16 protein-coding genes are annotated in these 21880 nt (G+C 61.0%); 14 read left to right on the top strand and 2 right to left on the bottom strand.

Annotation, left to right across the window (positions count from 1 at the left end; all coding sequences use genetic code 11):
- Positions 1-337 precede the first annotated feature (337 nt).
- From guaA to pflA, 4 genes are all read left to right on the top strand, one after another.
- Positions 338-1900 carry a glutamine-hydrolyzing GMP synthase gene (gene guaA / locus BN2664_RS03750; protein ID WP_007001545.1) on the top strand — a complete coding sequence of 521 codons (1563 nt, stop codon included), beginning with the start codon at positions 338-340 and terminating at the stop codon, positions 1898-1900.
- Between the two features lie 459 nt (positions 1901-2359).
- Positions 2360-4465 carry a formate C-acetyltransferase gene (gene pflB, locus BN2664_RS03745; RefSeq protein ID WP_007001546.1) on the top strand — a complete coding sequence of 702 codons (2106 nt, stop codon included), beginning with the start codon at positions 2360-2362 and terminating at the stop codon, positions 4463-4465.
- Positions 4466-4566: 101 nt separating this feature from the next.
- Positions 4567-4815, top strand: a complete 249-nt coding sequence (gene grcA2, locus BN2664_RS03740; protein WP_007001547.1) for an autonomous glycyl radical cofactor GrcA2 — start codon at positions 4567-4569, stop codon at positions 4813-4815.
- A gap of 3 nt (positions 4816-4818) precedes the next feature.
- Positions 4819-5715 (top strand): pyruvate formate-lyase-activating protein, encoded by an 897-nt coding sequence (gene pflA / locus BN2664_RS03735; protein ID WP_007001548.1) that lies wholly within the window; start codon positions 4819-4821, stop codon positions 5713-5715.
- 115 nt (positions 5716-5830) lie between these two features.
- Here pflA and BN2664_RS03730 read toward each other — a convergent pair whose 3' ends face one another.
- The gene (locus BN2664_RS03730; RefSeq protein WP_007001549.1) at positions 5831-7270 is read right to left on the bottom strand and encodes a leucyl aminopeptidase; all 1440 of its coding nucleotides are present in this window, start codon (positions 7268-7270) and stop codon (positions 5831-5833) included.
- Between the two features lie 99 nt (positions 7271-7369).
- Here BN2664_RS03730 and BN2664_RS03725 point away from each other — a divergent pair, with 99 nt between their 5' ends.
- The 9 genes from BN2664_RS03725 to BN2664_RS03680 all read left to right on the top strand — a co-directional run bounded on the left by BN2664_RS03725 (position 7370) and on the right by BN2664_RS03680 (position 20147).
- A complete protein-coding gene (locus tag BN2664_RS03725) occupies positions 7370-8746 on the top strand; it encodes an aldehyde dehydrogenase family protein (protein ID WP_058120621.1) in 1377 nt (458 codons plus the stop codon).
- A gap of 50 nt (positions 8747-8796) precedes the next feature.
- Positions 8797-11682, top strand: a complete 2886-nt coding sequence (locus tag BN2664_RS03720) for a UvrD-helicase domain-containing protein (protein ID WP_007001551.1) — start codon at positions 8797-8799, stop codon at positions 11680-11682.
- On the top strand, positions 11682-12677 hold the full coding sequence (locus BN2664_RS03715) for a pseudouridine synthase (protein WP_007001552.1): 996 nt from the start codon (positions 11682-11684) through the stop codon (positions 12675-12677). The genes BN2664_RS03720 and BN2664_RS03715 overlap by 1 nt, the downstream gene beginning before the upstream one ends.
- Positions 12678-13241: 564 nt before the next feature.
- Positions 13242-14255 (top strand): anthranilate phosphoribosyltransferase, encoded by a 1014-nt coding sequence (gene trpD, locus BN2664_RS03710; RefSeq protein WP_007001553.1) that lies wholly within the window; start codon positions 13242-13244, stop codon positions 14253-14255.
- Positions 14252-15067 carry an indole-3-glycerol phosphate synthase TrpC gene (gene trpC / locus BN2664_RS03705; RefSeq protein WP_007001554.1) on the top strand — a complete coding sequence of 272 codons (816 nt, stop codon included), beginning with the start codon at positions 14252-14254 and terminating at the stop codon, positions 15065-15067. Before trpD ends, trpC begins: the two co-directional genes overlap by 4 nt.
- A 33-nt stretch (positions 15068-15100) precedes the next feature.
- Positions 15101-16285: a tryptophan synthase subunit beta gene (gene trpB, locus BN2664_RS03700; RefSeq protein ID WP_007001555.1), complete on the top strand. Its 1185-nt coding sequence runs from the start codon at positions 15101-15103 to the stop codon at positions 16283-16285.
- Positions 16278-17138 carry a tryptophan synthase subunit alpha gene (trpA, locus tag BN2664_RS03695; protein WP_007001556.1) on the top strand — a complete coding sequence of 287 codons (861 nt, stop codon included), beginning with the start codon at positions 16278-16280 and terminating at the stop codon, positions 17136-17138. Before trpB ends, trpA begins: the two co-directional genes overlap by 8 nt.
- Before the next feature lie 96 nt (positions 17139-17234).
- Positions 17235-18635 (top strand): cell division protein PerM, encoded by a 1401-nt coding sequence (locus BN2664_RS03690; protein ID WP_058120620.1) that lies wholly within the window; start codon positions 17235-17237, stop codon positions 18633-18635.
- Between the two features lie 144 nt (positions 18636-18779).
- A complete protein-coding gene (locus BN2664_RS03680; RefSeq protein WP_007001558.1) occupies positions 18780-20147 on the top strand; it encodes an alpha/beta hydrolase in 1368 nt (455 codons plus the stop codon).
- A 126-nt stretch (positions 20148-20273) separates the two neighbouring features.
- Here the strand turns inward: BN2664_RS03680 and BN2664_RS03675 are convergent, their stop codons facing one another.
- Positions 20274-21530, bottom strand: a complete 1257-nt coding sequence (locus BN2664_RS03675) for an FAD-dependent oxidoreductase (protein ID WP_007001559.1) — start codon at positions 21528-21530, stop codon at positions 20274-20276.
- A gap of 80 nt (positions 21531-21610) precedes the next feature.
- Between BN2664_RS03675 and BN2664_RS03670 the strand changes: the two genes are divergently transcribed.
- Positions 21611-21880, top strand: a complete 270-nt coding sequence (locus tag BN2664_RS03670; protein WP_155856511.1) for a DUF3017 domain-containing protein — start codon at positions 21611-21613, stop codon at positions 21878-21880.

Below are 21880 nucleotides of genomic sequence, written 5' to 3'. Positions count from 1 at the left end.
CCGCGGGCCATTGTCTTGTCAGACGGCTGTCTTGCCAGACGGCGTTCGTAGAGATCGATGAAGATCAATAGAGATCAATAGGCTACCCGCGCGGTTATCCCGCGCTCGCCGCGGCGGTGCCGAGGCAGGGCAATCTCCTATCTCTCCTACGATAGTCCCACATTTAGCGTGCGGGCACGCCCCCGCAGAATAGTTTGCGCCTCGGAGTTCGCGTTTGTCGAAATTAGAAGCGGGGCGAGCAAGCGCGAGGCGCAAGCCGCGCGGCGCGGAAAAGCACCAGGCGTGGTATCGCCCGCCATTTGCGCCCGCGCGGCGAACTTCGCTTAGACTTAGGCCCGTGACTAACGCTGAAAATTCACCTGTTCTTGTAGTTGATTTTGGAGCTCAGTACGCCCAGCTCATCGCTCGGCGCGTGCGCGAGGCTCACGTATTTTCGGAGATCGTCCCGGCGTCTATGAGCGCCGACGCGATGCTCGCAAAGAACCCGGCGGCAGTTATTCTCTCCGGCGGCCCGGCATCGGTTTACGCGGAGGGCGCTCCGGCGATTGACCCCAAGATCTTTGAATCGGGCGTACCGGTGCTCGGCATCTGCTACGGATTCCAGACCATTGCACAGGCCCTGGGCGGAACCGTGGGGCAAACCGGAACCAGCGAATACGGCCACACCGAGGCTAAGGTTGCCCCCAACGCCTGTATGTTTGAGGGAGCGCCCGCCGATCAGGTGGTGTGGATGAGCCACGGCGATAAGGTCACGCAGGCGCCGGAGGGCTTCGACGTCGTCGCCTCCACCGGTGACACCCCGGTGGCGGCCTTCGAGAACCGGGAAAAGAACATTTACGGCGTGCAATGGCACCCCGAGGTGCGCCACTCGAAATATGGCCAGAAAGTCATCGAGAACTTCCTTTATGGCGCCGCCGGGCTCAAGCCGGACTGGACGGCAAAGTCGATTATCGACGAGCAGGTGGAGGCAATCCGCCAGCGCGTGGGCGACGCGCAGGTGATTTGCGCGCTGTCGGGCGGGGTGGATTCCTCGGTGGCCGCCGCGATTGTGCATCGCGCGATTGGTGACCAGCTCACCTGCTTCTTTATTGATCACGGTCTGCTTCGCCAGGGCGAGCGCGAGCAGGTGGAAAAGGACTACGCCGAAGCCATGGGCATCCGCGTGGTGACGATTGATGATTCGGACGTTTTCCTTGATGCCCTCGCCGGCGTGAAGGATCCGGAAACCAAGCGCAAGATTATCGGCCGCGAGTTCATCCGTTCCTTCGAGCGCGCCGCTCGCAAGGTAGTAAGCGAGGTCGACGGCGAAGTTAAGTTCCTCGTGCAGGGGACGGTTTACCCGGACGTTGTGGAATCAGGTCAGGGCGATGGCAACTCGAATATTAAGAGCCATCACAATGTGGGCGGCCTGCCCGATGATATGCAGTTTGAACTCATTGAGCCCTTGCGCACGCTGTTTAAGGACGAGGTGCGCGCGATCGGCCGCGAACTGGGCGTGGCTGAGAAGATTGTGGCTCGCCAGCCTTTCCCGGGGCCGGGCCTGGGCATCCGCGTGGTCGGGGAGGCGAGCCGGGAGAACCTGGCAATCCTGCGCGCCGCGGACGCGATAGCTCGCGAGGAAATGACGGCTGCTGGCCTGGACAATGACATTTGGCAGTGCCCGGTGGTTTTGCTCGCTGACGTTCGCTCGGTGGGGGTGCAGGGCGATCACCGCACCTACGGCCACCCGATTGTGCTTCGCCCGATTGCTTCAGAAGACGCGATGACGGCGGATTGGTTCCGCGTTCCCTACGACGTACTGGCGCGTATCTCCACCCGTATTACCAATGCGGTGCCCGAGGTGAATCGCGTGGTTTTGGACGTGACCTCCAAGCCGCCGGCCACCATTGAGTGGGAGTAAATCCGCACCCAAGGCTTAACGCCAACCCCGAGCGAATTTCCGGAACAAGTCCAGATTAGTTCCTATGGTCCCCGGCGTTGATGCACTTAACTCCGATATAATGACGAGTGTCACAGCGAGACGGGTGCGCGCCGCCTAACAGTCGGGTCGGGGAATAACTCGCTTATTCCCGGCGTTACATGGCTAGAGGGGGACGAAAGTAACCCGATAGACACCCTTGTGTGGGCGTGAGAAAGATCATTGCGCTGTCGAGGGTAAAAATGAATAAAGATGCCAGCCTGTCCTTGACGGCGTCGAGAGCGCAGAAAGACGGGCTTATGACGAGTTTGGTCGTAGTTGAATATGAGCGTAAATCGCGCATAGGACCTTGGTCCGCGGCCGAAACACCCTGACAAAATCCGCGAGATTTTGAGAAAATCAGGTTGTCCTAATAAGGAACATAAGGAGAGAGCCAAACAAATGGAGCGCACTGCTACCGAGGCCCCGGCTGTCGAAGAAACAGCATGGGCTGGATTTACGCCGGGCGATTGGACTAATTCCATTGACGTCCGTGATTTCATCCAGAAGAACTACACGCCTTACGAGGGCGATGCCTCGTTCCTGGCTGGTCCCACTGACAAGACCAAGCGGCTCTGGGATCACCTGGAAGAGAACTACCTCTCGGAGGAGCGCAAGCGGCGCGTGTACGACGTCGACGTCGACACTCCTGCCGATATTGACGCGTTCCCCGCAGGCTACATTTCGGAGGATGACGACGTTATCGTCGGTCTGCAGACCGACGTTCCGCTTAAGCGCGCCATGATGCCCAACGGCGGCTGGCGCATGGTTGAGACCGCCATCAAGGAAGCGGGCAAGGAGATCAACCCGCGCGTGAAGGAAATCTTCACCAAGTACCGTAAGACGCACAATGACGCGGTGTTCGATATTTACACCCCGCGCATTCGCGCCGCGCGTCACTCGCACATTATTACCGGTTTGCCGGATGCCTACGGCCGTGGCCGCATTATTGGCGACTACCGCCGCGTGGCTCTGTACGGCATTGACAAGCTCATTGCTGACAAGTCCGCCACCAAGGATTCCGTCGCCGATAAGCCCTTCAGCGAGCACTGGGCTCGTTTCCGCGAGGAACACTCGGAGCAGATCAAGGCTCTGAAGAAGCTGAAGCACCTCGGCGAGATTTACGGCTTCGATATCTCGAAGCCGGCGCAGACCGCTAAGGAAGCCGTGCAGTGGCTGTACTTCGGCTACCTCGCCGCGGTCAAGAGCCAGGACGGCGCCGCGATGTCGATCGGACGCCTCTCGGCCTTCCTCGATATCTACTTCGAGCGCGACCTCGCCGCTGGGATTATCACCGAGTCTGACGCTCAGGAGATGATTGACAACCTCGTCATGAAGCTCCGTATCGTCCGCTTCTTGCGCACGATTGATTACGATCAGATCTTCTCTGGCGATCCGTACTGGGCCACCTGGTCGGACGGCGGATTCGGTAACGACGGTCGTACGCTCGTTACCAAGACCTCCTTCCGTCTGCTCCAGACCCTGCGCAACCTGGGCCCGGCGCCCGAGCCGAACATCACCATTTTCTGGGATCCGGCTCTGCCCGATGGCTACAAGGAATTCTGCGCCGCGATTTCGATTGAGACCTCGTCGATTCAGTACGAGTCCGACGCTCAGATTCGTGACCAGTGGGGCGACGACGCGGCCATCGCGTGCTGTGTTTCCCCGATGCGCATTGGCAAGCAGATGCAGTTCTTCGGCGCTCGCGTGAACGCCGCTAAGGGTCTGCTCTACGCCATCAACGGCGGTCGTGACGAGATGAGTGGCCACCAGGTCACCCCCGAGGGCGAATTCAAGCCGGTCGAGGGCGACGGTCCGCTCGATTTCGACGATGTGTGGGAGAAGTACGAGGATATGCTCGACTGGGTCGTTCAGACCTATGTTGAGGCCCTCAACATCATCCACTACTGCCACGATCGCTACGCTTACGAAGCGGTTGAGATGGCTCTGCACGATTCGGAGATCGTTCGCACCATGGGTTGCGGTATCGCGGGTCTGTCCATCGTGGCTGATTCCCTGTCCGCCATCAAGTACGCGAAGGTTTACCCGGTTCGGGACGAAACCGGTCTGGTTGTTGATTACCGCACCGAGGGCGAGTTCCCGATTTACGGTAACGACGACGACCGCGCCGACGAGATTGCGGCCACCGTGGTTCACACGATCATGTCGAAGATCAAGGCGCAGCCGATGTACCGCGACGCGGTTCCGACGCAGTCGGTGCTGACGATTACGTCGAACGTCGTTTACGGCAAGGCTACGGGCTCGTTCCCGTCGGGCCACCAGAAGGGCACCCCGTTCTCGCCGGGCGCTAACCCGGAGAACGGCATGGACACTCATGGCATGGTTGCCTCGATGCTGTCCGTGGGCAAGCTCGACTACAAGGACGCGCTCGACGGCATTTCGCTGACGAACACGATTACCCCGCAGGGCCTGGGTCGCTCCAAGGAAGAGCAGGTTTCCAACCTGGTCGGAATTATGGACGCTGGTTTCATCGGCGGCGACGAGTAAAATTTTCAATAAAACCAGCGGGGCTGGCAACCCCGGCCCCGCTGGCCGCAAAAGAAAAAGATTTCCAAAAGGAAAATTTCCACAAGGAAAGAGGAAGAAAAATGGCTAAGACTTACGAAGAGCGCGTTGAGTCCATGAAGGCGCAGAAGGCCGAGAACGATAGCGCGGATGGCCTGTACCACGCCAACATCAACGTTCTTGATCGTCACACCCTTGAGGACGCGATTGATCACCCCGAGAAGTACCCGAACCTGACCGTTCGCGTTTCGGGCTACGCGGTTAACTTCGTCAAGCTGACCCGCGAGCAGCAGCTCGACGTTCTCAACCGTACGTTCCACCAGGGCGCCTAATCATTGGCAGCTGAATTACGTATCGATCCGGTCGGGGACCGCGAAGTCGAGGATTACCAAGACTTCCAGGCCCCGACCGGGCGTTTACAGGGAGCGGGTCTTTCAGGAATCGACACGCTCACCGAAGTTGAGCGTTCCGAGCGCATTAAGAAGATGCGCGAAGGAAAGCTCGGGTCAATCCACTCGTGGGAGCTCGTGACCGCGGTGGACGGCCCCGGTACCCGCATGACGGTTTTCCTCAATGGATGCCCGCTCCGTTGCAAGTACTGCCATAACCCTGACACGTTCTTAATGAAGGACGGTCAGCCGGTCGAGCTTGACGAGTTGCTCCGGCGTATTAAGCGCTACCGCAGAATGTTCAAGGCGACCGGAGGAGGGATTACTCTCTCCGGTGGCGAAGTGCTTATGCAGCAAAAATTTGCGGCGAACGTTTTGCGCGGTGCAAAGGAAATGGGCATTCACACCTGCATCGACACGTCGGGCTTCCTCGGGAAGGTCGTAGACGATGAGATGATGGCGGATATTGACCTGGTGCTCTTGGACGTCAAATCGGGAAATGAGGAGACGTACAAGCGGACAACGGGCCGAGCGCTCCAGCCCACCATTGATTTTGGTGATCGCCTCGATGCGGCCGGAGTCGAGATTTGGGTGCGCTTCGTTCTGGTTCCCGGCTTGACGGATGATCCGGAAAACGTGGAGCAGGTGGCGGATATTTGCGCGCGGTGGACGCATTCGCTCACTCGCGTGGAGGTTCTTCCCTTCCACCAGATGGGGCGCGATAAGTGGCATAACCTCGGGCTCGAGTACGAACTTGAGAACACCGAGCCGCCTTCGCGCGAAGCGGTAGAGCGGGCGCGGGACGTATTCCGTAAGCACGGCCTTTTCGTTCCGTCGTTCTAAACGAATCCGTCATACTAAAACGAAATAAAACCGAGCCCCACCGGAAGTATCTGTCCGGCGGGGCTCGTTTTGTTGGTATTTAGCTATATGTGCGGCGCTTCAGCCGATTGCGCGGCTACGCGGCCAAGCCCTCCACGTACTTCACCAGCGTGCGCAAGCCGAAACCTGTTCCGCCCTTCGGGGTGTAGCCGTGCGGCTCACCCGAGTTGAACGCGGGCCCGGCCACGTCCAGGTGGCACCAGGCAGCCTCACCTACGAACTCCTTCAAGAACAGGCCCGCCACCAGCATTCCGCCGGCACGCGATCCAGAGTTCTTCATATCGGCAATATCGGAGTCCAGTGACTTGCGCAGATGCTCGGGAAGGGGCATGGGCCAGGTTGGTTCGCCCGCGGCCTCAGCAGCGGCGTGCACCTGCGCGACGGTCTGTTCGGTTCCCATCAGGCCCGCGGTGCGATCACCGAGCGCGGTGATTTGCGCGCCGGTCAAGGTAGCAACGTCGAGCACCGCGTCAGGGTTTTCAGCCAGCGCCTGTACCAGACCGTCGGCCAAAACCAGGCGGCCTTCGGCGTCGGTATTGTTGACCTCCACCGTGGTCCCGTTCGAGATTCGCAGCACGTCGTCTACCCGCTGCGCGTTGGCGGAAAGCATATTTTCCGCAATGCACAGCCAGGCGGTGACGCGCACCGGAAGATTGAGACGCGCGGCAGCGACGGCGGTGGCGAGCACGGTAGCCGCTCCACCCATATCGGATTTCATGGAGATAAGACCGTCGTGGCTCTTCAGGCTCATTCCGCCCGAGTCGAAAGTGATGCCCTTACCAACGAGGGCCACGTGAGCTCGAGGAGATTCGCCGCCGTTCCACTCCACTCGCACGAGGTAGGGAGGGGTAGCCGAACCGCGCCCGACGCCGAGGATCCCGCCGCAACCATGCTCGGTCAGCTCATCGACATCCCAAGCGCTAAAGTCGAGGCCGGCTTCGGCGGCCAATTCCTGTGCCCGATCGCGCAGGCCCTGCGGCGATAAATCTGAGCCGGGAGTATTCACGAGCGTACGGATCTCATTTTGAGCCTCGGCCAGAATCGTGGCGCGTTCCAGCGCGAGAGAAGCGGCGGCGTCGGCGTCGGGATAAAAAATGCCGATTTCGGACGGGCCCTTTGCCGCCTTATAAGCGGTGAAGCGGTAGGCACCGAGTAGCGCGCCCTCGGCGAGCGCCGTGAGCTGAGCTAGGCCGGAAAGCGGCGCTTCTACCACGACGCTACCGCCCAGGTGCTTTTCACGCAGGGCGGCGCCAATTCCTTCGCGCAGGTCAGCACTGGAGGGGTCGGCGGGCACGGCGACGGCGAGGACCACGCGAACATCGCCGTCGGGAATCACCACGCGAGAAATTGTTCCCACCTTGCAGGTGCGAGGCGTTTTCTCGAGTACCCGGGCCACGTAGCCAGCGGCTTCGGGGCCAAGGACGCGAGACGAGACCGCGGGGGCATGCGCGGCCGCGTGCGTGAGGATAAGCGTTTGCGCATTCTGAGCAGATGAAACCAAAGAAATATTGACCATTGCTCCAGCGTACGTGAAACGCGCAAGCGCCGCCGCCCGCGCTGTTCGCGCCGACCGAATTTTGTGGCGTGAGCGGCGTGCTTCACGTTGAATGCCAGCATGAGTACTTACGCGGTGAAGAATCCAAATACGGGTGAAACAGAAGAAATTTTTGAGACGCTCGCGCGCCAGGAAATTCCGAACGTGATTGGCAAAGCGTGGGACGCCTACGAATCGTGGCGCCAGACGCCACTGGAAGAACGGGCCAAGGTGCTGGAGGCATTCGGCGATTTGCTCGAAGAAAACGCTGATGAGCTCGCTCATATCAGCGGCCGGGAAATGGGTAAGCCGCTCAAGGACGGCCGGGCGGAGATCGCTACCGTGGTGGCGCACGCGCGTTGGTTTGCGCGCCATTCCGCGCAGCATTTGGCGCCCACCGAGCTGGATGTCTCAGACGGTGTGAAAACCTATGTTCGCCATGATCCGATCGGGGTGTTGCTGGGGATTATGCCGTGGAATTTCCCCTATTCGCAGATTGCGCGGTTCGCCTTGCCTCAGCTCATGGTGGGCAATGCGATCCTCATGAAGCAAGCCGGGATTTGCCCGGTTAGCTCGGCAAAGTTCGCCGAGCTACTGCAGCGGGCCGGGTTGCCAGAAGGGGTTTACCAGAACATCTATCTGGACACGGAAGACACCGAAGAGGTTCTTCAGGATTTCCGCGTCAAGGGATTCTCGCTCACCGGCTCGGAGGCGGCCGGGGCATCGGTGGCCGCCATTGCCGGCAAGCACCTCAAGCGCTCGTTACTGGAGCTGGGCGGCAACGATCCAATGATGGTGCTCGATTCCAGCGATGTGGCGAAGGTTGCGCGCGAGGCGGTGCGGGTGCGCACCTTCAATGCGGGGCAGGTATGCACCTCCAATAAGCGCATTATCGTGATGGATGATATCTATGACGAGTTCGTGGCGGCCGCCAAAGAAGCGATTGCTCAGGTGCGCGTGGGCGCGTTTGACGAAGATATCGACATGGGCCCGCTGAGCTCAATTGAGGCGCGTGATGAAGTCCTGGCGCGGGTGGAGCGCGCGGTCGACGACGGCGCAACGCTGCATTTTGGCGGCAAGAAACTCGACCGCCCCGGTGCATATATGAGCCCGGCGCTTCTCACCGATGTTCCCGAGGACCAAGACATCGCCGTCAACGAGCTGTTCGGCCCGGTGGTAGTGATTTATCGGGCGAAGGATGAGGATGATGCCCTCCGCTTGGCCAATAGCACCGAGTATGGATTGCAATCGTCGGTGTGGAGCGAGGACCTTGAAAAAGCCGAGGCTTTTGCCGCGCGCGTGGTGGCAGGGATGACCATCGTCAATTTGCATCGTGAGTCTGGTCCGGAGTGGCCCTTTGGCGGCGTCAATAGGTCCGGGTATGGGCGCGAGGAGGAGCGTTGGGGCCTGCTTGCCTTCACGAATGAGCACGCAATCCGCGTACACGACCCTCGCTAGGGTGTTAAGGCTCTCGGAACCTTGTCGGCTAGGCAGGTACCCTAGAGACGATGTCTGAGAACGATTCCTTCAAATCCACTCTGGATCGGTTGCGCGCGCGGATCGATCAGCAAAAAGGTAAAGATCGCGAGCTAGCCGGTGCGGATACGCAGGCGGATCGCTTTATCTTCAATCCGGGTGCAAATGAGCGCGCGGCCGCGGCCGCGCGCCTTGCCGACGCCGCTGACTCTTCACCCCGCGGCGCGGGCGAGGGAGTTGCCGATAGCTATGCCCAGCGCGTAGCCCGCGGTAGGTCCGGTGCGCCGCTCGAGCCTCCGGTGGAAGAACCCGAGGAATACTACGAGGCCGAGGATCCATTTGTTGCGTCGTCGGCGAGCTCACATACGCTAGCCGGAACGCTTCCAGCCCCGCGTGGCTACGAAAACGCCACCGGGGCACCACGCGCGCAAGCTGGCTCGGCGGAGCGGATTCTCACCGGGCTCAACCCGCAACAGAAGGAAGCGGTGACCCACACCGGAGGTCCGCTTCTCGTGGTGGCGGGTGCCGGTTCGGGAAAAACGCGTGTGCTCACCTCTCGAATTGCTTACCTGATTGCTACCGGGCAGGCTCGCCCGGCCGAGGTCCTGGCGATTACTTTCACCAATAAGGCGGCGCGCGAAATGCGCGAACGCCTGGGGGAGATGCTGGGCGGTCTGGCGCGCTCAATGTGGATTTCAACGTTCCACTCCGCCTGCGTGCGGATTTTACGGGCGGAGCATAACGCGATTGGGATGCGCTCCACCTTTACGATTTACGACCAGACCGATGCGCAAAAGCTGATGCAAATGGTGTGCCGCGAAGAAAATATTGATATTCGCGCCTACCCGCCCAAGTCTCTTTCGCGCCAGGTATCAAATCTGAAAGACGAGCTAGTAACACCCAAGCAAGCGGAAGAAATCGCGGAGGACGCTACCGGGCGGGTGCTCGCGCAGGCCTACAAGAGCTACCAAGAGCGCTTGCAGGCGGCTAACGCGCTCGATTTCGACGATTTGATTATGCGAACGGTCGAGCTCTTGCGCGCCAATCCGGATATTGCGCGCCGATATCGAACCCGCTTCCGCCATGTTTTGGTGGACGAGTACCAGGATACGAACCACGCCCAATACGTCTTGGTGCGCACCCTGGCGGGTGAGGAAGACCGCCTGCAAGAGTCCAATCTGACCGTGGTGGGCGATGCAGATCAATCAATCTATGCCTTCCGCGGCGCCACGATTCGAAATATCGAAGACTTTGAGAAGGATTTCCCCGGCGCCACCACGGTGCAACTTGAGCAAAACTACCGCTCCACCCAGAACATCCTTTCCGCGGCAAATGCCGTGATTGCCAATAATGCTCATCGGCGCGTAAAAAAGCTGTGGACCGACCAGGGCAGTGGCGCGAAAATCGTGGGTTACGTAGCCGATAGCGAGGCGGATGAGGCGAGCTTCGTCGTCGACGAAATAGACGCGCTACGCGAAAACGAGGATTTCAAGTACGGCGATTTTGCGGTCTTCTACCGCACCAACGGGCAATCGCGAGCGCTGGAGGAAATGTTCGTGCGCACCGGGATTCCTTATCGCGTGATTGGCGGTACCCGGTTTTACGAGCGCAAGGAAATCAAGGACGCGATTGCCTATTTGCAGGCGGTGGTTAACCCCGACGATACGGTGTCGATTCGCAGAATTCTCAATGAGCCGCGCCGCGGGTTGGGGGCGAAAGCAGAAGAGCATGTGGCTAATCACGCCGCCAAGTGGGGAATTTCCTTCGGGGCGGCGCTCGCGGATGTGGCTCATCCGGGTGAGCGCGGCGAGGTGCGGGGGCTGACGCCGCGGGCCCGCAACTCAATGGTCGCCTTTGCACAGGCACTTGAGGAATCGCGCAAGCTAGCCGAGGAAGGCCAGGAGCCGGCGACGATTCTGCTCAAGATCATGGACGATTCCGGCTATTTGCCGGCGCTCAAGCAGAGCGAGGATCCCCAGGACGTTGCACGCCTGGAAAACCTCGCCGAGCTCCACGCGGTAGCCCACGATTTTTCCGCCCAGAACGAGGGCGCTACCTTAGCCGACTGGCTCGACCAGGTTTCACTGGTTTCAGACACCGATAAATTGCCCGACGGTGAAGTTGGCGAAGGCGAAGCGACGCTCATGACGGTTCACACCGCGAAGGGCCTGGAGTTCCCGGTGGTTTTCGTGACCGGCATGGAGGACGGCACCTTCCCGCATATCCGCTCGCTGAGCGACGAGACCGAGCTTGCCGAGGAGCGGCGGTTGGCCTATGTGGCCTTTACCCGTGCGCGCCAGCGTTTGTACGTTTCGCGGGCCGCGGTTCGATCGTCATGGGGTGCGCCGCAGGAGTTTCCGCCCTCGCGCTTCCTGGAAGAAATTCCTCCCGAGCTCCTCGATTGGCGCCGCGCCGAATCCTCGCAAGACGTTCTGCGCGGCTCGACGTTCGCGGGTTACGGTTCGGGGCGCTACTACGGAGGCGGTGTAACGTATCGCAACCGTTTCGATGATGCTCCGCATTTCGACGACGACGCTGACTTTGCCCCGCCCATTGGATCCGGCAAAGGCACGTTTACGCCTGGTAAGCTCGGCGTTCCTAAGCGTGGCGCAGGCGAAGCAGGCAGCGCGCCGGGGCCGGATCGCGCGGAGGCTCCGGCGCCGGCCGAGGGCGCGAGCCAGCTGGCAACCGAGACCGTGAGCGGCGCGGGGTCGCTGGACGGCACGACGGTGGAGCGCGAAGTGGCCCGCGAAACCGGCGGGCTACGCGTGGGGGATACCGTGCGGCATAAGGCCTTTGGCACCGGCAAAATTGTTGGGTTTGAGGGAAGCGGCAAGTCCACCACCGCCAAGGTGAAGTTTGGCTCGGTGACCAAGCGGCTCATGCTACGCTTCGCTCCGCTCGAAACAGTGAAGTGATGGCTGCGCCGCCGATCCGCGCCGGGATCAACGCTGTGCCTTTCCGGGTTGCGGATTGGCGCCAAGAACTTGGATTTGGCGCACGTGAACAAGACTCGCGCGGGCGCTCAATTGTTCCCGATACCGTGAGCGTGCGAGAAGCGCTACGGGCAAGATTTCCGCTCGACGCCGTCGACCAGGTGCTTGCGGCGGGGGATATTCTTGTGCCCACTCCGAACGATCCGGCGCGGTTTCGCCGCGCCGCGGCGCGTGATCGGCTAGCCCCGGGAGCGCTGTTATATATTTTCCGGCCGGTTCCGGACGAGCCAGCCGAGCCCATTGAGCTGGCGGTGCTTGGCCGGGGTGAGCACTGGATCGCCGTCGATAAACCCGCTGGTTTAGCCTCCACCCCGCAAGGTAGCCACGTGGCACAAACGGTGACGGTGGCGGCGCGCCGGCAGTTTGCCAATGACGCTATTCAAGTGGCCCACCGACTCGACCGGCTCACCGCCGGGGTGATGCTTCTTGTGACAAGCAAGGAATGGCGCGGCGCGTACCAGAGCCTGTTTGAAAGCGGCGCTGTCCGCAAAACTTATCAGGCCGTGGCGCCTTTGAGTGCGCGATTTTCCCGCGGGCGGTGGCAACGAGTACAGGTGCGGATCACCAAGCCTAGCGGGTCCTTGCGCGCCCAGGTGACGAGCGGAGCTGCTAATGCCATCACCGATGTGCGCTTGGCTCGGCAGGTGCGCGCAGATGGGGGCGAGCGCCGCGGGATTTACGAGTTGCGGCCCCTGACCGGGCGGACTCACCAGCTACGTTGCACCATGGAATATTTGGATGCGCCGATCTGCGGGGATCCTCTATACGGGCAGGCTGGCAAGGTTACGCACTCGCAAGAGGGGAGTCTTGCGCTGGAGGGGAATCTGCAGCTTCTGGCGCAGAGCCTGGAATTTACAGATCCGGTAAGCGGCGAACAGGTGCGCCTGCGTAGTGCGCTGCGCTTGCCCTTCGCGTAAGGCAACTTTGGCGGGGTGAAACTCGCGCGCGATACGGCGATGCGAGGGCGAGCGCTCGCGGGAGCGGGGCGTGAGTCCGAAATATGGGATCTTGACACAAATGGTTGCGAATGGTTTATGGTGTAACCATGCAGATCGTTGAACTGGAGATGCGGGCGGTAACGCGCCGATGGTGGCGCGCTTAAAAAGCGACCCTCAAACTCTCCGTTCAACGAAGGAAAAATTTTGCGAACTATATCTGCACTTTCTTTACCTGTATCTTCTGGGTTGTCGGAAATTCGCCGCATTTGCGGAAGCGTCAGCGGCCCGAAAAGCCAAATAACCCGCAAGAACGCGCGGCCCGCAACGCCACCAAGCCTTATCATCCCCGCCTTTTCATTGCGGCGGGTGAGCAGCCGCGTTGCCCAAGCTATTGTGGCTCCTGCGGCGATTGCCCGCAGTGCCTCTGAACGAGTCATTTTCTTGCGTCCTCCCGGCGAGCGATAAGTATGTGCCGGGCCATATTCCCGGCGCATACACCGCTAGCAAGAAAATTCAGACTAAGAACAGAAATGAGAGCACACCGTGATTAAGGAAGCTATCCAGAAAGTTGTTGCAAAAGGTGATTTGACCTTCGACGAGGCCTACAGCGTGATGAAGGAAATCATGAGTGGCCAGTCCACGCCCACCCAAAATGCGGCGTATTTGGCCGCGCTGTCAACAAAGAGCGCGCGAGCGGAGACGACCGAGGAAATTGCCGGCTCTGCCGCCGCCATGCGAGAGATGGCTGATCGCTTCAGCGTCCCCTTCGACACGCTCGAGATTGTGGGCACGGGCGGAGATAAATCGAATTCCTTCAATATTTCCACTACCTCGATGTTCGTGATCGCCGCAAGTGGAGTAAAAGTGGCTAAACATGGCAATCGGGCGGCGTCGTCGAAATCGGGTACCGCGGATTGCCTGGAAGCACTGGGGGTCAATATCAACCAGGACCCCGAAACCTGCACCAGGCTCTTGCAAGACATCAACATGTGCTTTATGTCCGCCCAGAAATACCACAAGTCGATGAGCATGGTGGCGCCAATTCGCGCCGAGCTCGGGTTCCGTACCGTGTTCAGTATTTTGGGTCCGCTCACCAACCCCATTGGCCCGAAATTTATGGTGCTCGGCGTCTATGACAGCGCCCTCGTAGAGCCACTTGCGCAAGTGATCTCCGACCTCGGGGTGCGGCATGGAATGGTGGTTTTCGGAGAGGATAAGCTCGATGAAATCTCCGTATCCGCGCCTACCCAGGTGTGCGAGGTGAAAGACGGCGAATATCGCAACTACGAGATTTACCCGGAAGTTTTCGGCTTGCCGCGGGCGGAAAAGGGCGAGCTCGAAGGCGGGAGCGCGGAGGAGAATGCACAAATCACCCGCGATATTCTGGCCGGGAAATTGGAAGGTGCCAAGCTCAATACCGTCCTTTTGAACTCCGCCGCGGGGCTCTATGTGGGAGGCAAAGCGCGGTCACTGGCCGCCGGCGTGGATCTGGCCCGTGAAATCATTGCCTCGGGCGCTGCTTACGAGAAGATCGACGAATTCGTGGCGGCGTCATGAGCATTCTTTCGACCATTGCGCAGGCAACCTCCGAGCGGGTTGCAGAGGCAAAACGCCTCCGACCGGCGAGGGAGGTGCGGGCCGCGGCGGAAGCGGCTCCAGCGCTTTACCACCTGGGCGAGCACGCATTCTTGCGGGCATTGCAGGGCCCGGAAATGTCTTTCATTTGTGAGGTGAAAAAAGCTAGCCCCTCCAGGGGCGTTATTGCTCAAGATTTCCCGTACCTGGAGATCGCTCGTGAATACGAGGAGGCGGGAGCCGAGGCTATTTCGGTGCTCACCGAGCCGCGGTGGTTCCTTGGTGATCCGGAATATTTGGCGCAGATTTCGGCGGAGGTATCCATCCCCACCATGCGCAAGGATTTTGTGGTGGACGAGTACATGATTTACGAGGCCAAGCTGTTGGGCGCGGCCGCGGTGCTCCTCATTTGCGAAATCCTCAGCCCGGCGCAGGTGCGCGAGTACCGACTCCTCGCGGCCGAGCTGGGAATGGACGCGCTGGTGGAAGCCCACGACGAAGAGATGCTGGAGGTGGCGGTGCAATCGGGCGCCGAGATCATCGGCGTCAATAACCGGAATCTCAAAGACTTCAACGTGGATGTTTCCCGCGCGGGAAAACTGCGAGAGCGAGTTCCCGACGGCGTCGTCTTCGTTTCCGAATCGGGCGTGCGAAACGGCGACGACGTCGCCGGCGCGCACCGCTCCGGCGCGAATGCCATTCTGGTGGGAGAGGCACTAATGCTCGCCAGCGATAAAGAAGCCAAGTTGGCCGAGTTGCGTAGCGGAGCTGTGCCTCCTGCGCCGCGGGCCTAAAATACTAGGAACCCAAGAAAGGAGCGCGCCCGAATGCCACAGGGACGCTTTGGTATCCACGGGGGCCAGTACATCCCCGAAACGTTAATGAATGCCGTGATTGACCTCGCGGATGCTTACGAAAAATACAAGGACGATCCGCAGTTCAATCGGGAGCTGACGGATCTGTTCAAGGACTACGCCGGACGTCCGTCATTGCTCTACTTCGCGCAGCGCATGACCGAGGATCTGGGCGGGGCGAAGATTTACCTCAAGCGCGAAGACCTCAACCATACCGGCGCGCACAAAATCAATAATGTGCTGGGCCAGGCGCTTTTAGCGAAGAAAATGGGGAAGACCCGTTTGATTGCGGAGACCGGCGCGGGCCAGCACGGGGTGGCGACGGCGACGGCGGCGGCCCTTTTTGGTATGGACTGCGTGGTCTATATGGGAGAGGAAGATACCCGCCGGCAGGCGCTCAATGTCTACCGAATGAGGCTTCTGGGAGCGGAGGTAGTGCCGGTTTCTGCCGGCACTGGCACGCTCAAGGACGCCACCTCGGAGGCATTCCGGGAGTGGACGAGCCGCGGGGATGATACCCACTACTGCATTGGCTCGGTTATGGGTCCGCATCCGTTCCCCACGATTGTGCGCGATTTCCAAGCCGTGATCTCTAAGGAAATCAAAGAGCAGATGCTGGCCGCCGAAAACCGCCTTCCTGATGTGGTCATCGCCTGCGTGGGCGGTGGATCGAATGCGGCTGGCTCTTTCTACCATTTCATTGAGGATGAGGAAGTTCAGCTCATTGGCGCCGAGGCAGCGGGCAGGGGGATTGACTGCAGTGATACCGCCGCCACGCTCGCCACCGGGCGGGAGGGGATCTTCCACGGCATGAAAAGCTATTTCTGCCAGGACGGCGACGGCCAAATCGCCCCGGTCTATTCAATCTCGGCCGGACTCGACTATCCGGGTATTGGCCCCGAGCACGCCTACTGGCATGATTCAGGGCGGGCTAGTTACGTGCCGGTGACCGACGAAGAAGCGGTGGATGCTTTCGAGTATCTTTCACGCACCGAGGGAATCATTCCCGCCATCGAGTCGGCGCACGCGCTTGCCCACGCAATGAAAACTGCCCCGCAGCTCGATAAGAACAAGATCGTCGTCGTCACGGTCTCGGGGCGCGGTGACAAAGATGTGGCGGCCATTGCCCGCTACCGAGGAGAGGATTTGCATGACTAACGGTTCGTTCCGCACCGGTCCGGGCACCGCGGCGTCGGGCGCTTCAGCGTTGTCCCCGCTGGAGGCCTCCACCCGGCGCATTGCTTCCGCCTTCACCCGGCGCAAAGCCTTCATTCCCTTCTTCACCTGCGGTGACCCGGATATCGCCACGACGTTTGAGTGCGTGCGAGCCGCGGTTCGCAACGGGGCAGACCTCATCGAGTTCGGCATTCCGTTCTCTGATCCCATGGCCGAAGGCCCGGTTATCCAGGCCGCCTCGGCGCGGGCCCTGCAGGCCGGAACCACCATGGACCTGATTTTTTCGGAGATCGGCGAACTGCGCCACGAATTCCCGACCACGCCCTTTATCACCATGGGTTATGCCAACTCGCTGTTCTCCTACGGTCTGGAGCGCTGGGTCAAGCACGCTAGTATCGCCGGGGTCGACGGCGTTATCCTGGCGGACGTTCCTTTCGAAGAAAGTGCCGAATTCTCCGGGGTGCTCAATCCCGCCGGAATTAGCGTGATTTCCCTCGTTTCTCCCACCTCGAAAGAACGAATTTCCACCATCGCGGCCGCGGCGCAGGGATTCATCTATATTGTGTCCTCGCTGGGCGTGACGGGTGAGCGCACCGAGGTCACCACTGATATCGGCCAGATCACCCGCACCATTCGCGCGGTCACCCCGACCCCGTGCGCCGTCGGTTTTGGCATCTCCACCCCGCAGCAGGCAGCGGCTATGGCGGCACAGTCCGACGGCGCGATCGTTGGTTCGGCGATTGTGCGATTGGTTCATGAGGCGGGGCCCGCTGAGGCTCCGGCCGCCGTGGGCCGCTACGTGGCAGAAATGCGCGCCGCGCTGGATGCGGCATAACGCTGGATACGGCGTAGTGCGTTTGGGTGAAAACCGAGAGCGACACGCCGCCGCCGGGGTTCCCAAAGATCCACTCGCCAGGGAACAATGAAAGCGATGTTTACTTATCCCCGCCGGGTCGCTGTTGGGCTGGCAGTTGTTCAAGCGTATGTGCTGACCTGGATCAGCATGGTCCTCGTCTGCGTACTGGGTTACGTGCTGACGGCAAGCTCGCCTATGCTGGGCGACGTCACCTGGCAGGATGCCGCCCGCCTGGCAGGATCGCTCTGGTTGCTCGCCTTTGGCACCCCGATTGTGGCCGGCGGGGCGCAGGTGAGCTTAGCTCCGCTTATTCTTACCGCAGTTATTTTTATAGCGACGGTGAAATTCCTCCGCTCGGCTCGCATTGATGATTGGCAGGATGTGCTGATTGCCGGGGGTACCGGGGTGGTAACGGCGGGACTGATCGGGACAGCGTCGTTCTCTTTCATACTCTGGGCACTGATTGCCGGTGGCGTGCTCGCCGTTCTCGCCGCGCAACTGGCCAGGACGGAGATTCTCGAAAACTGCTACATCGACTATTTGCGGCGGGGCTGGCAACGGGTGTGGCCGCTCGCGGCCGCTCTCGCCGGCTTGGCGCTAGTTTTGACGCTGGTGGCTTTCTTCGCCGGTTTCGACCGTATTAGCGCCATTCAGGCCGCCTACCTCACGAACTCTACCGGCACGGTGTTCATGACCCTTGCCCAGCTTCTCTTCCTCCCAGCGGCGGGAGCTTGGGCGCTGGCTTACGCAAGCGGAGCCGGCTTCACCGTAGGTGCGGGGAGCGTTTTTTCCGCACTGGGTGGGCAGGGCGCACCCATTCCTGCCATCCCGATTCTTGGCGCGCTTCCCGACCCGACCACCCGCCTTCCCTGGCTGGTGGCGATTGTTGTTGCCCTCGGGGTTTCCGGCGGCGTGTGGGTGTGGTTCCGTTTCCGGGCCCGCCTACGCGAGCCCGATACGTGGGTGGTGCTGGCGGTTGGTCTGGCGGAAGTGCTGGTGGCTGTCTCGGTGTTGGGTGCGCTGTCCAGCGGCGGGATCGGCCCGGGCCGCCTGGAAGCCGTCGGCGTGCGCGCTCCCGTGCTCACGGGTCTGATCTTCCTCGAGGTGGGGTTGCCTTTCCTGGGCGTGCCCGCTCTTATTGAGACGACGCGGTGGTGGTTGGCGCGGCGCGCGGAAAGGAAACAGGCGACGACGCCGGACGCCGGTGCGGCTGGTGAACAGGTGCCAGCTGGCCCAGAGTCGGCTGCTGAACTCGGACAGGTCGGCGCGAGCGAAGTATCACCCACCGCACCAACGGCGCCGTTGGCTTACAGCGCGATGAGCGCGCCCAGCGCGGCAAGCGCGGCCAGTGCACCTAGTGCAGTGAGTGCATCCAGCCCCGCGGGCGTGGCCAGTGCGCCCAGTGCACCCGGCACAGCAAGCGCGGACCACCCCGCCAGCGCGGTAAGCCCTGCGGAAGGCGAGGAGCAGGCCTAAGTCGCGGCCGGGCTTTCTTAGTCGCCCATTGCCGCAGCCAGAAAGCTACCTACGATCTTCCCGGGAAAAGTCTGGAAGTCATCTTCTGGGCGGAGAGCGACGATCGCCGGCGCGCGCTGAGACTTCATACAATCTCGAATCGTGATGAGACTCGATTCTTCTGCGACCCTGGTGATGGTCGCCGTTTTAGCGATCGTTTTGGCTGTGATCGCGGTGTGGGCCCTGCGCAAAAGACGCGGGCTGTGGGGAAGTATCCTCACTGTTTTCCTCCTTTTGTTAGTGCCGTTCACCGGAGCGCTAACCATTGGCACCGCCATGAACACGCATCGCCATTACGCACCCACCTGGCACGCACTCGCGTCGCTTATGGGAATCGCAAAGTCTGAAGACACCGGGCAAATCCCGACCGGTCAGCCAAGTTACGAAGATGAGGAGACCGCGGCCGCATCGACTCAGCAAGCCCTCACCCGTCCGGAGGGAGCGGAGTGGAAAACTAGCTTCCAGAAGGATCCGGCTAACGGCGCGCTTAAAACAGTTTTCCGCGGGCCGCACTCGGGAATTGAGATGCCCGTCTGGGTGTGGGTTCCACGCGACTACGATCCGGCTAAGGAATACAAAGTCGTGATGCTCCTGGAGGGGTACCCCTCCGATACGGAGCAGATCCTGCGCTACCTCGACCTCGATAACGAAATGGGGGCCTCGGGCGCCAATACCATCGTTGCCCTGCCCAAACTGGGGGTCGATAATGAGTCGCCCGACTGCGTGGATATCGAAGGTCGGCCGGCGGTAGGCACCTGGGTAACGCGCGACGTCGTCGGGATGCTTCGCGCTAATTTCAACACCTCCTCGCAACGTGAGGATTGGGCGATCGCCGGGGCGTCCTACGGAGGGTGGTGCGCGCCGGTGCTCGGGCTTACTCACCCTGAACTTTTTGGAAGCGTGATTTCACTTTCGGGCTACAATCGCCCCCTCACCGGGCGCTTGCAGACCAACCCGCAGGCGGCGAAGGACTTCTCCGTCCTCGAGCTGATGAAGAATGCTACCTGGCCGCAGCGTTTTTACCTCACCGCCACCGGGAACGACGGCGATGCGGTGGCCCTACTCAACGGGGCGCAACAGATTGGAAATCCGGATCTGCCGGTCGATATATATCGCGATGCGACGGGCTCGCATAACTGGAGAACCTGGCACGATCACTTCCCGCGAGCGATGTCCTGGTGGCGCGGGGAGCCGCAGCCGGCCGATCCTGAAGGGGTGACGGTTCCCCGTAGCCGGCCCATTTTCACCAGTCCCGTCACTCCGGCGGTGCTCGGGATTATGACACTTGGCGCGGCGATATGCGCGGCGTGCCTGGGGGAGCGGTGGCGCCGCCGTTTTCTCCTGCGCAGCGGCGCGGTGCTCGGTATAGCCATTGTGGGGATCTTGGCGCTTCTTTTCACCGTCAACTTGTTCTTTGGCACGGTATCGGATGCGCGCTCAATCGGGGCGTTCTTCGCCCTCTTCCACGGCTAGCCACGCGCGGCAATGCGAGGCGGGGTAGCGGTGCGCGGCAGGCGGCACCTTCACCATTGGCTAGGCGGACCATCCATCGGCTAGGTGGACCGGCTATTGGCCAGCCAAAACTTGCAGTTTGGTGACCTAACGATCGCGCTCCGCGGACGGTAGAAGAATGCGCATTTGCCGCCGGGTGCGGGAGACTTCGCGAGGCGAATCAACGGCCAGGAGGCCGGCGAGTTGCGCTTCAGAAGAATCCTCGCCGCGCGTTTCTTCGGCATACCAGCTGAGTGTGAAGCCGTTGTCGGTAGCTGTATAAACCGGCTCGGGGATTGGCTCGGAGGCCGGGCGCGGTGAGGCGGGGGAATTGGGGACCGAATTGAAGTGATTGCGGCAGGCGGCGGGGACCTTCCCGAAGAATGCAATGTGGTGGCCGAATTGTTCGGAAAAAACCTCGGGAGCCGGAATAAAAGACGGCGGCTCGGTGCCGGTTAGGCTTGCGGCAACGCGCTGGGCATCGGCGAGCGCGCCGGTCCAATGCCCACCGCTCAGAAGCTCCTTCGGGTGCCCCTCCCCGCCCAGGTCGATATCGCAACAGTCGCCGGCCGCGAAAAGGCCCTCGATGGGGGAAAGGTTGCGGTCGAGCACCTGGCCGGTAACATCGACCACCACCGCGCCGCGGGCCGAAAGCAATACAGGTTCGCGCAAATAACCTAAACCGGGTGCCGATCCAATGGCCTGGATGATGAGGTCGGGCTTTTCTCCGCGCAGGCCGCGCAATCCCGGATAGCGTTGCGGACGCAACCGGACCCCAGCTTCTTCCAGCCACTCTCCCCAAATGGAATCGACCGCTCCGCCAAATACCTTGCCGAGGATATGGCCCGACCGTGCCCAGAGCTCCACCCGGGCGCCGAACTTGCTCAGGGAGCTGGCTAGTTCGGTGCCCAGCCAGCCCGCGCCGACCACGTGAATGAGTGAGTTCGGCCTCACCACGGCGCGAAGATACTGGGCGTCGGCCGCGCTGTAGAGCGGGACGGCATCCGGGATGGAAAGGCGCGGTTGAGTTCCCGAGGCGAGAACGACGGCGTCGAGCGTTTTCTCCGGACCAGCCGATTCAACGTGCCAACCATTGGCCGCCGCAGGGCGGAATTTATCGTGGCGCCAGAGGCCGTCAACCGGTTCGTCAATCACCGTGACGTCGAGCTCGGAAAAGGAACCGTAACCGGCGTCCGCGAGCGGCTGTTCAAAATTCCCAAGGAGCTCTTTAGACAGTGGCGGGCGGTCGTAGGGGGCGCGCCGCTCCAGATCCCATGCCGTGATTTCACCGGCAAAGCCGCGTCCACGAAGCTCCGCGGCGGTGCGTAGCCCCGCAATTCCCGTACCTATAATCCCAATACCCATGCGCCTAGGGTAGCGTGCTCGGCTGAACCAGACGAACCGCGCGCAGAGCGCGATGGCGGCTTCCGAGTAAAGTTAGCCCCGTGAATACTCGTATGGCCCATCCCGCATATCATTTCGTAGCCGCTGTGTGGATCCTCGGTTGCGTGGGCGCGGCCTTCCTTTGGTCGGCGCGCTACGCGGTGTTTGGGCTGGTCATCGGCATGATTGTAGCGGGTATTTTGCGTCTGGTCGCGCCGGAGGGAACTGTTCCGCGGGTGCGCCACCGCTGGGTGGACGCGGGCACGCTTTTTGCTTTTGCCGCGGTGCTTTTGTTCCTTTCGCGATTCGCCGCAGCCCCGCCAATCGTCTAA

The organism is Actinobaculum massiliense (assembly GCF_001457435.1).
Classification (GTDB): Bacteria; Actinomycetota; Actinomycetes; order Actinomycetales; family Actinomycetaceae; genus Actinobaculum; species Actinobaculum massiliense.
The sequence above is the reverse complement of the archived record's forward strand: the minus strand, read 5'-3'. Positions and strand labels throughout refer to the sequence as shown.

Coding starts and splice junctions, on each gene's coding strand:
- BN2664_RS03730 (WP_007001549.1), bottom strand. CDS start 7,270: ATGGTCAATATTTCTTTGGTTTCATCTGCTCAGAATGCGCAAACGCTT.
- BN2664_RS03725 (WP_058120621.1), top strand. CDS start 7,370: ATGAGTACTTACGCGGTGAAGAATCCAAATACGGGTGAAACAGAAGAA.
- trpB (WP_007001555.1), top strand. CDS start 15,101: ATGCCACAGGGACGCTTTGGTATCCACGGGGGCCAGTACATCCCCGAA.
- grcA2 (WP_007001547.1), top strand. CDS start 4,567: ATGGCTAAGACTTACGAAGAGCGCGTTGAGTCCATGAAGGCGCAGAAG.
- BN2664_RS03680 (WP_007001558.1), top strand. CDS start 18,780: ATGAGACTCGATTCTTCTGCGACCCTGGTGATGGTCGCCGTTTTAGCG.
- trpC (WP_007001554.1), top strand. CDS start 14,252: ATGAGCATTCTTTCGACCATTGCGCAGGCAACCTCCGAGCGGGTTGCA.
- pflB (WP_007001546.1), top strand. CDS start 2,360: ATGGAGCGCACTGCTACCGAGGCCCCGGCTGTCGAAGAAACAGCATGG.
- BN2664_RS03720 (WP_007001551.1), top strand. CDS start 8,797: ATGTCTGAGAACGATTCCTTCAAATCCACTCTGGATCGGTTGCGCGCG.
- trpA (WP_007001556.1), top strand. CDS start 16,278: ATGACTAACGGTTCGTTCCGCACCGGTCCGGGCACCGCGGCGTCGGGC.
- BN2664_RS03675 (WP_007001559.1), bottom strand. CDS start 21,530: ATGGGTATTGGGATTATAGGTACGGGAATTGCGGGGCTACGCACCGCC.
- BN2664_RS03715 (WP_007001552.1), top strand. CDS start 11,682: ATGGCTGCGCCGCCGATCCGCGCCGGGATCAACGCTGTGCCTTTCCGG.
- BN2664_RS03690 (WP_058120620.1), top strand. CDS start 17,235: ATGTTTACTTATCCCCGCCGGGTCGCTGTTGGGCTGGCAGTTGTTCAA.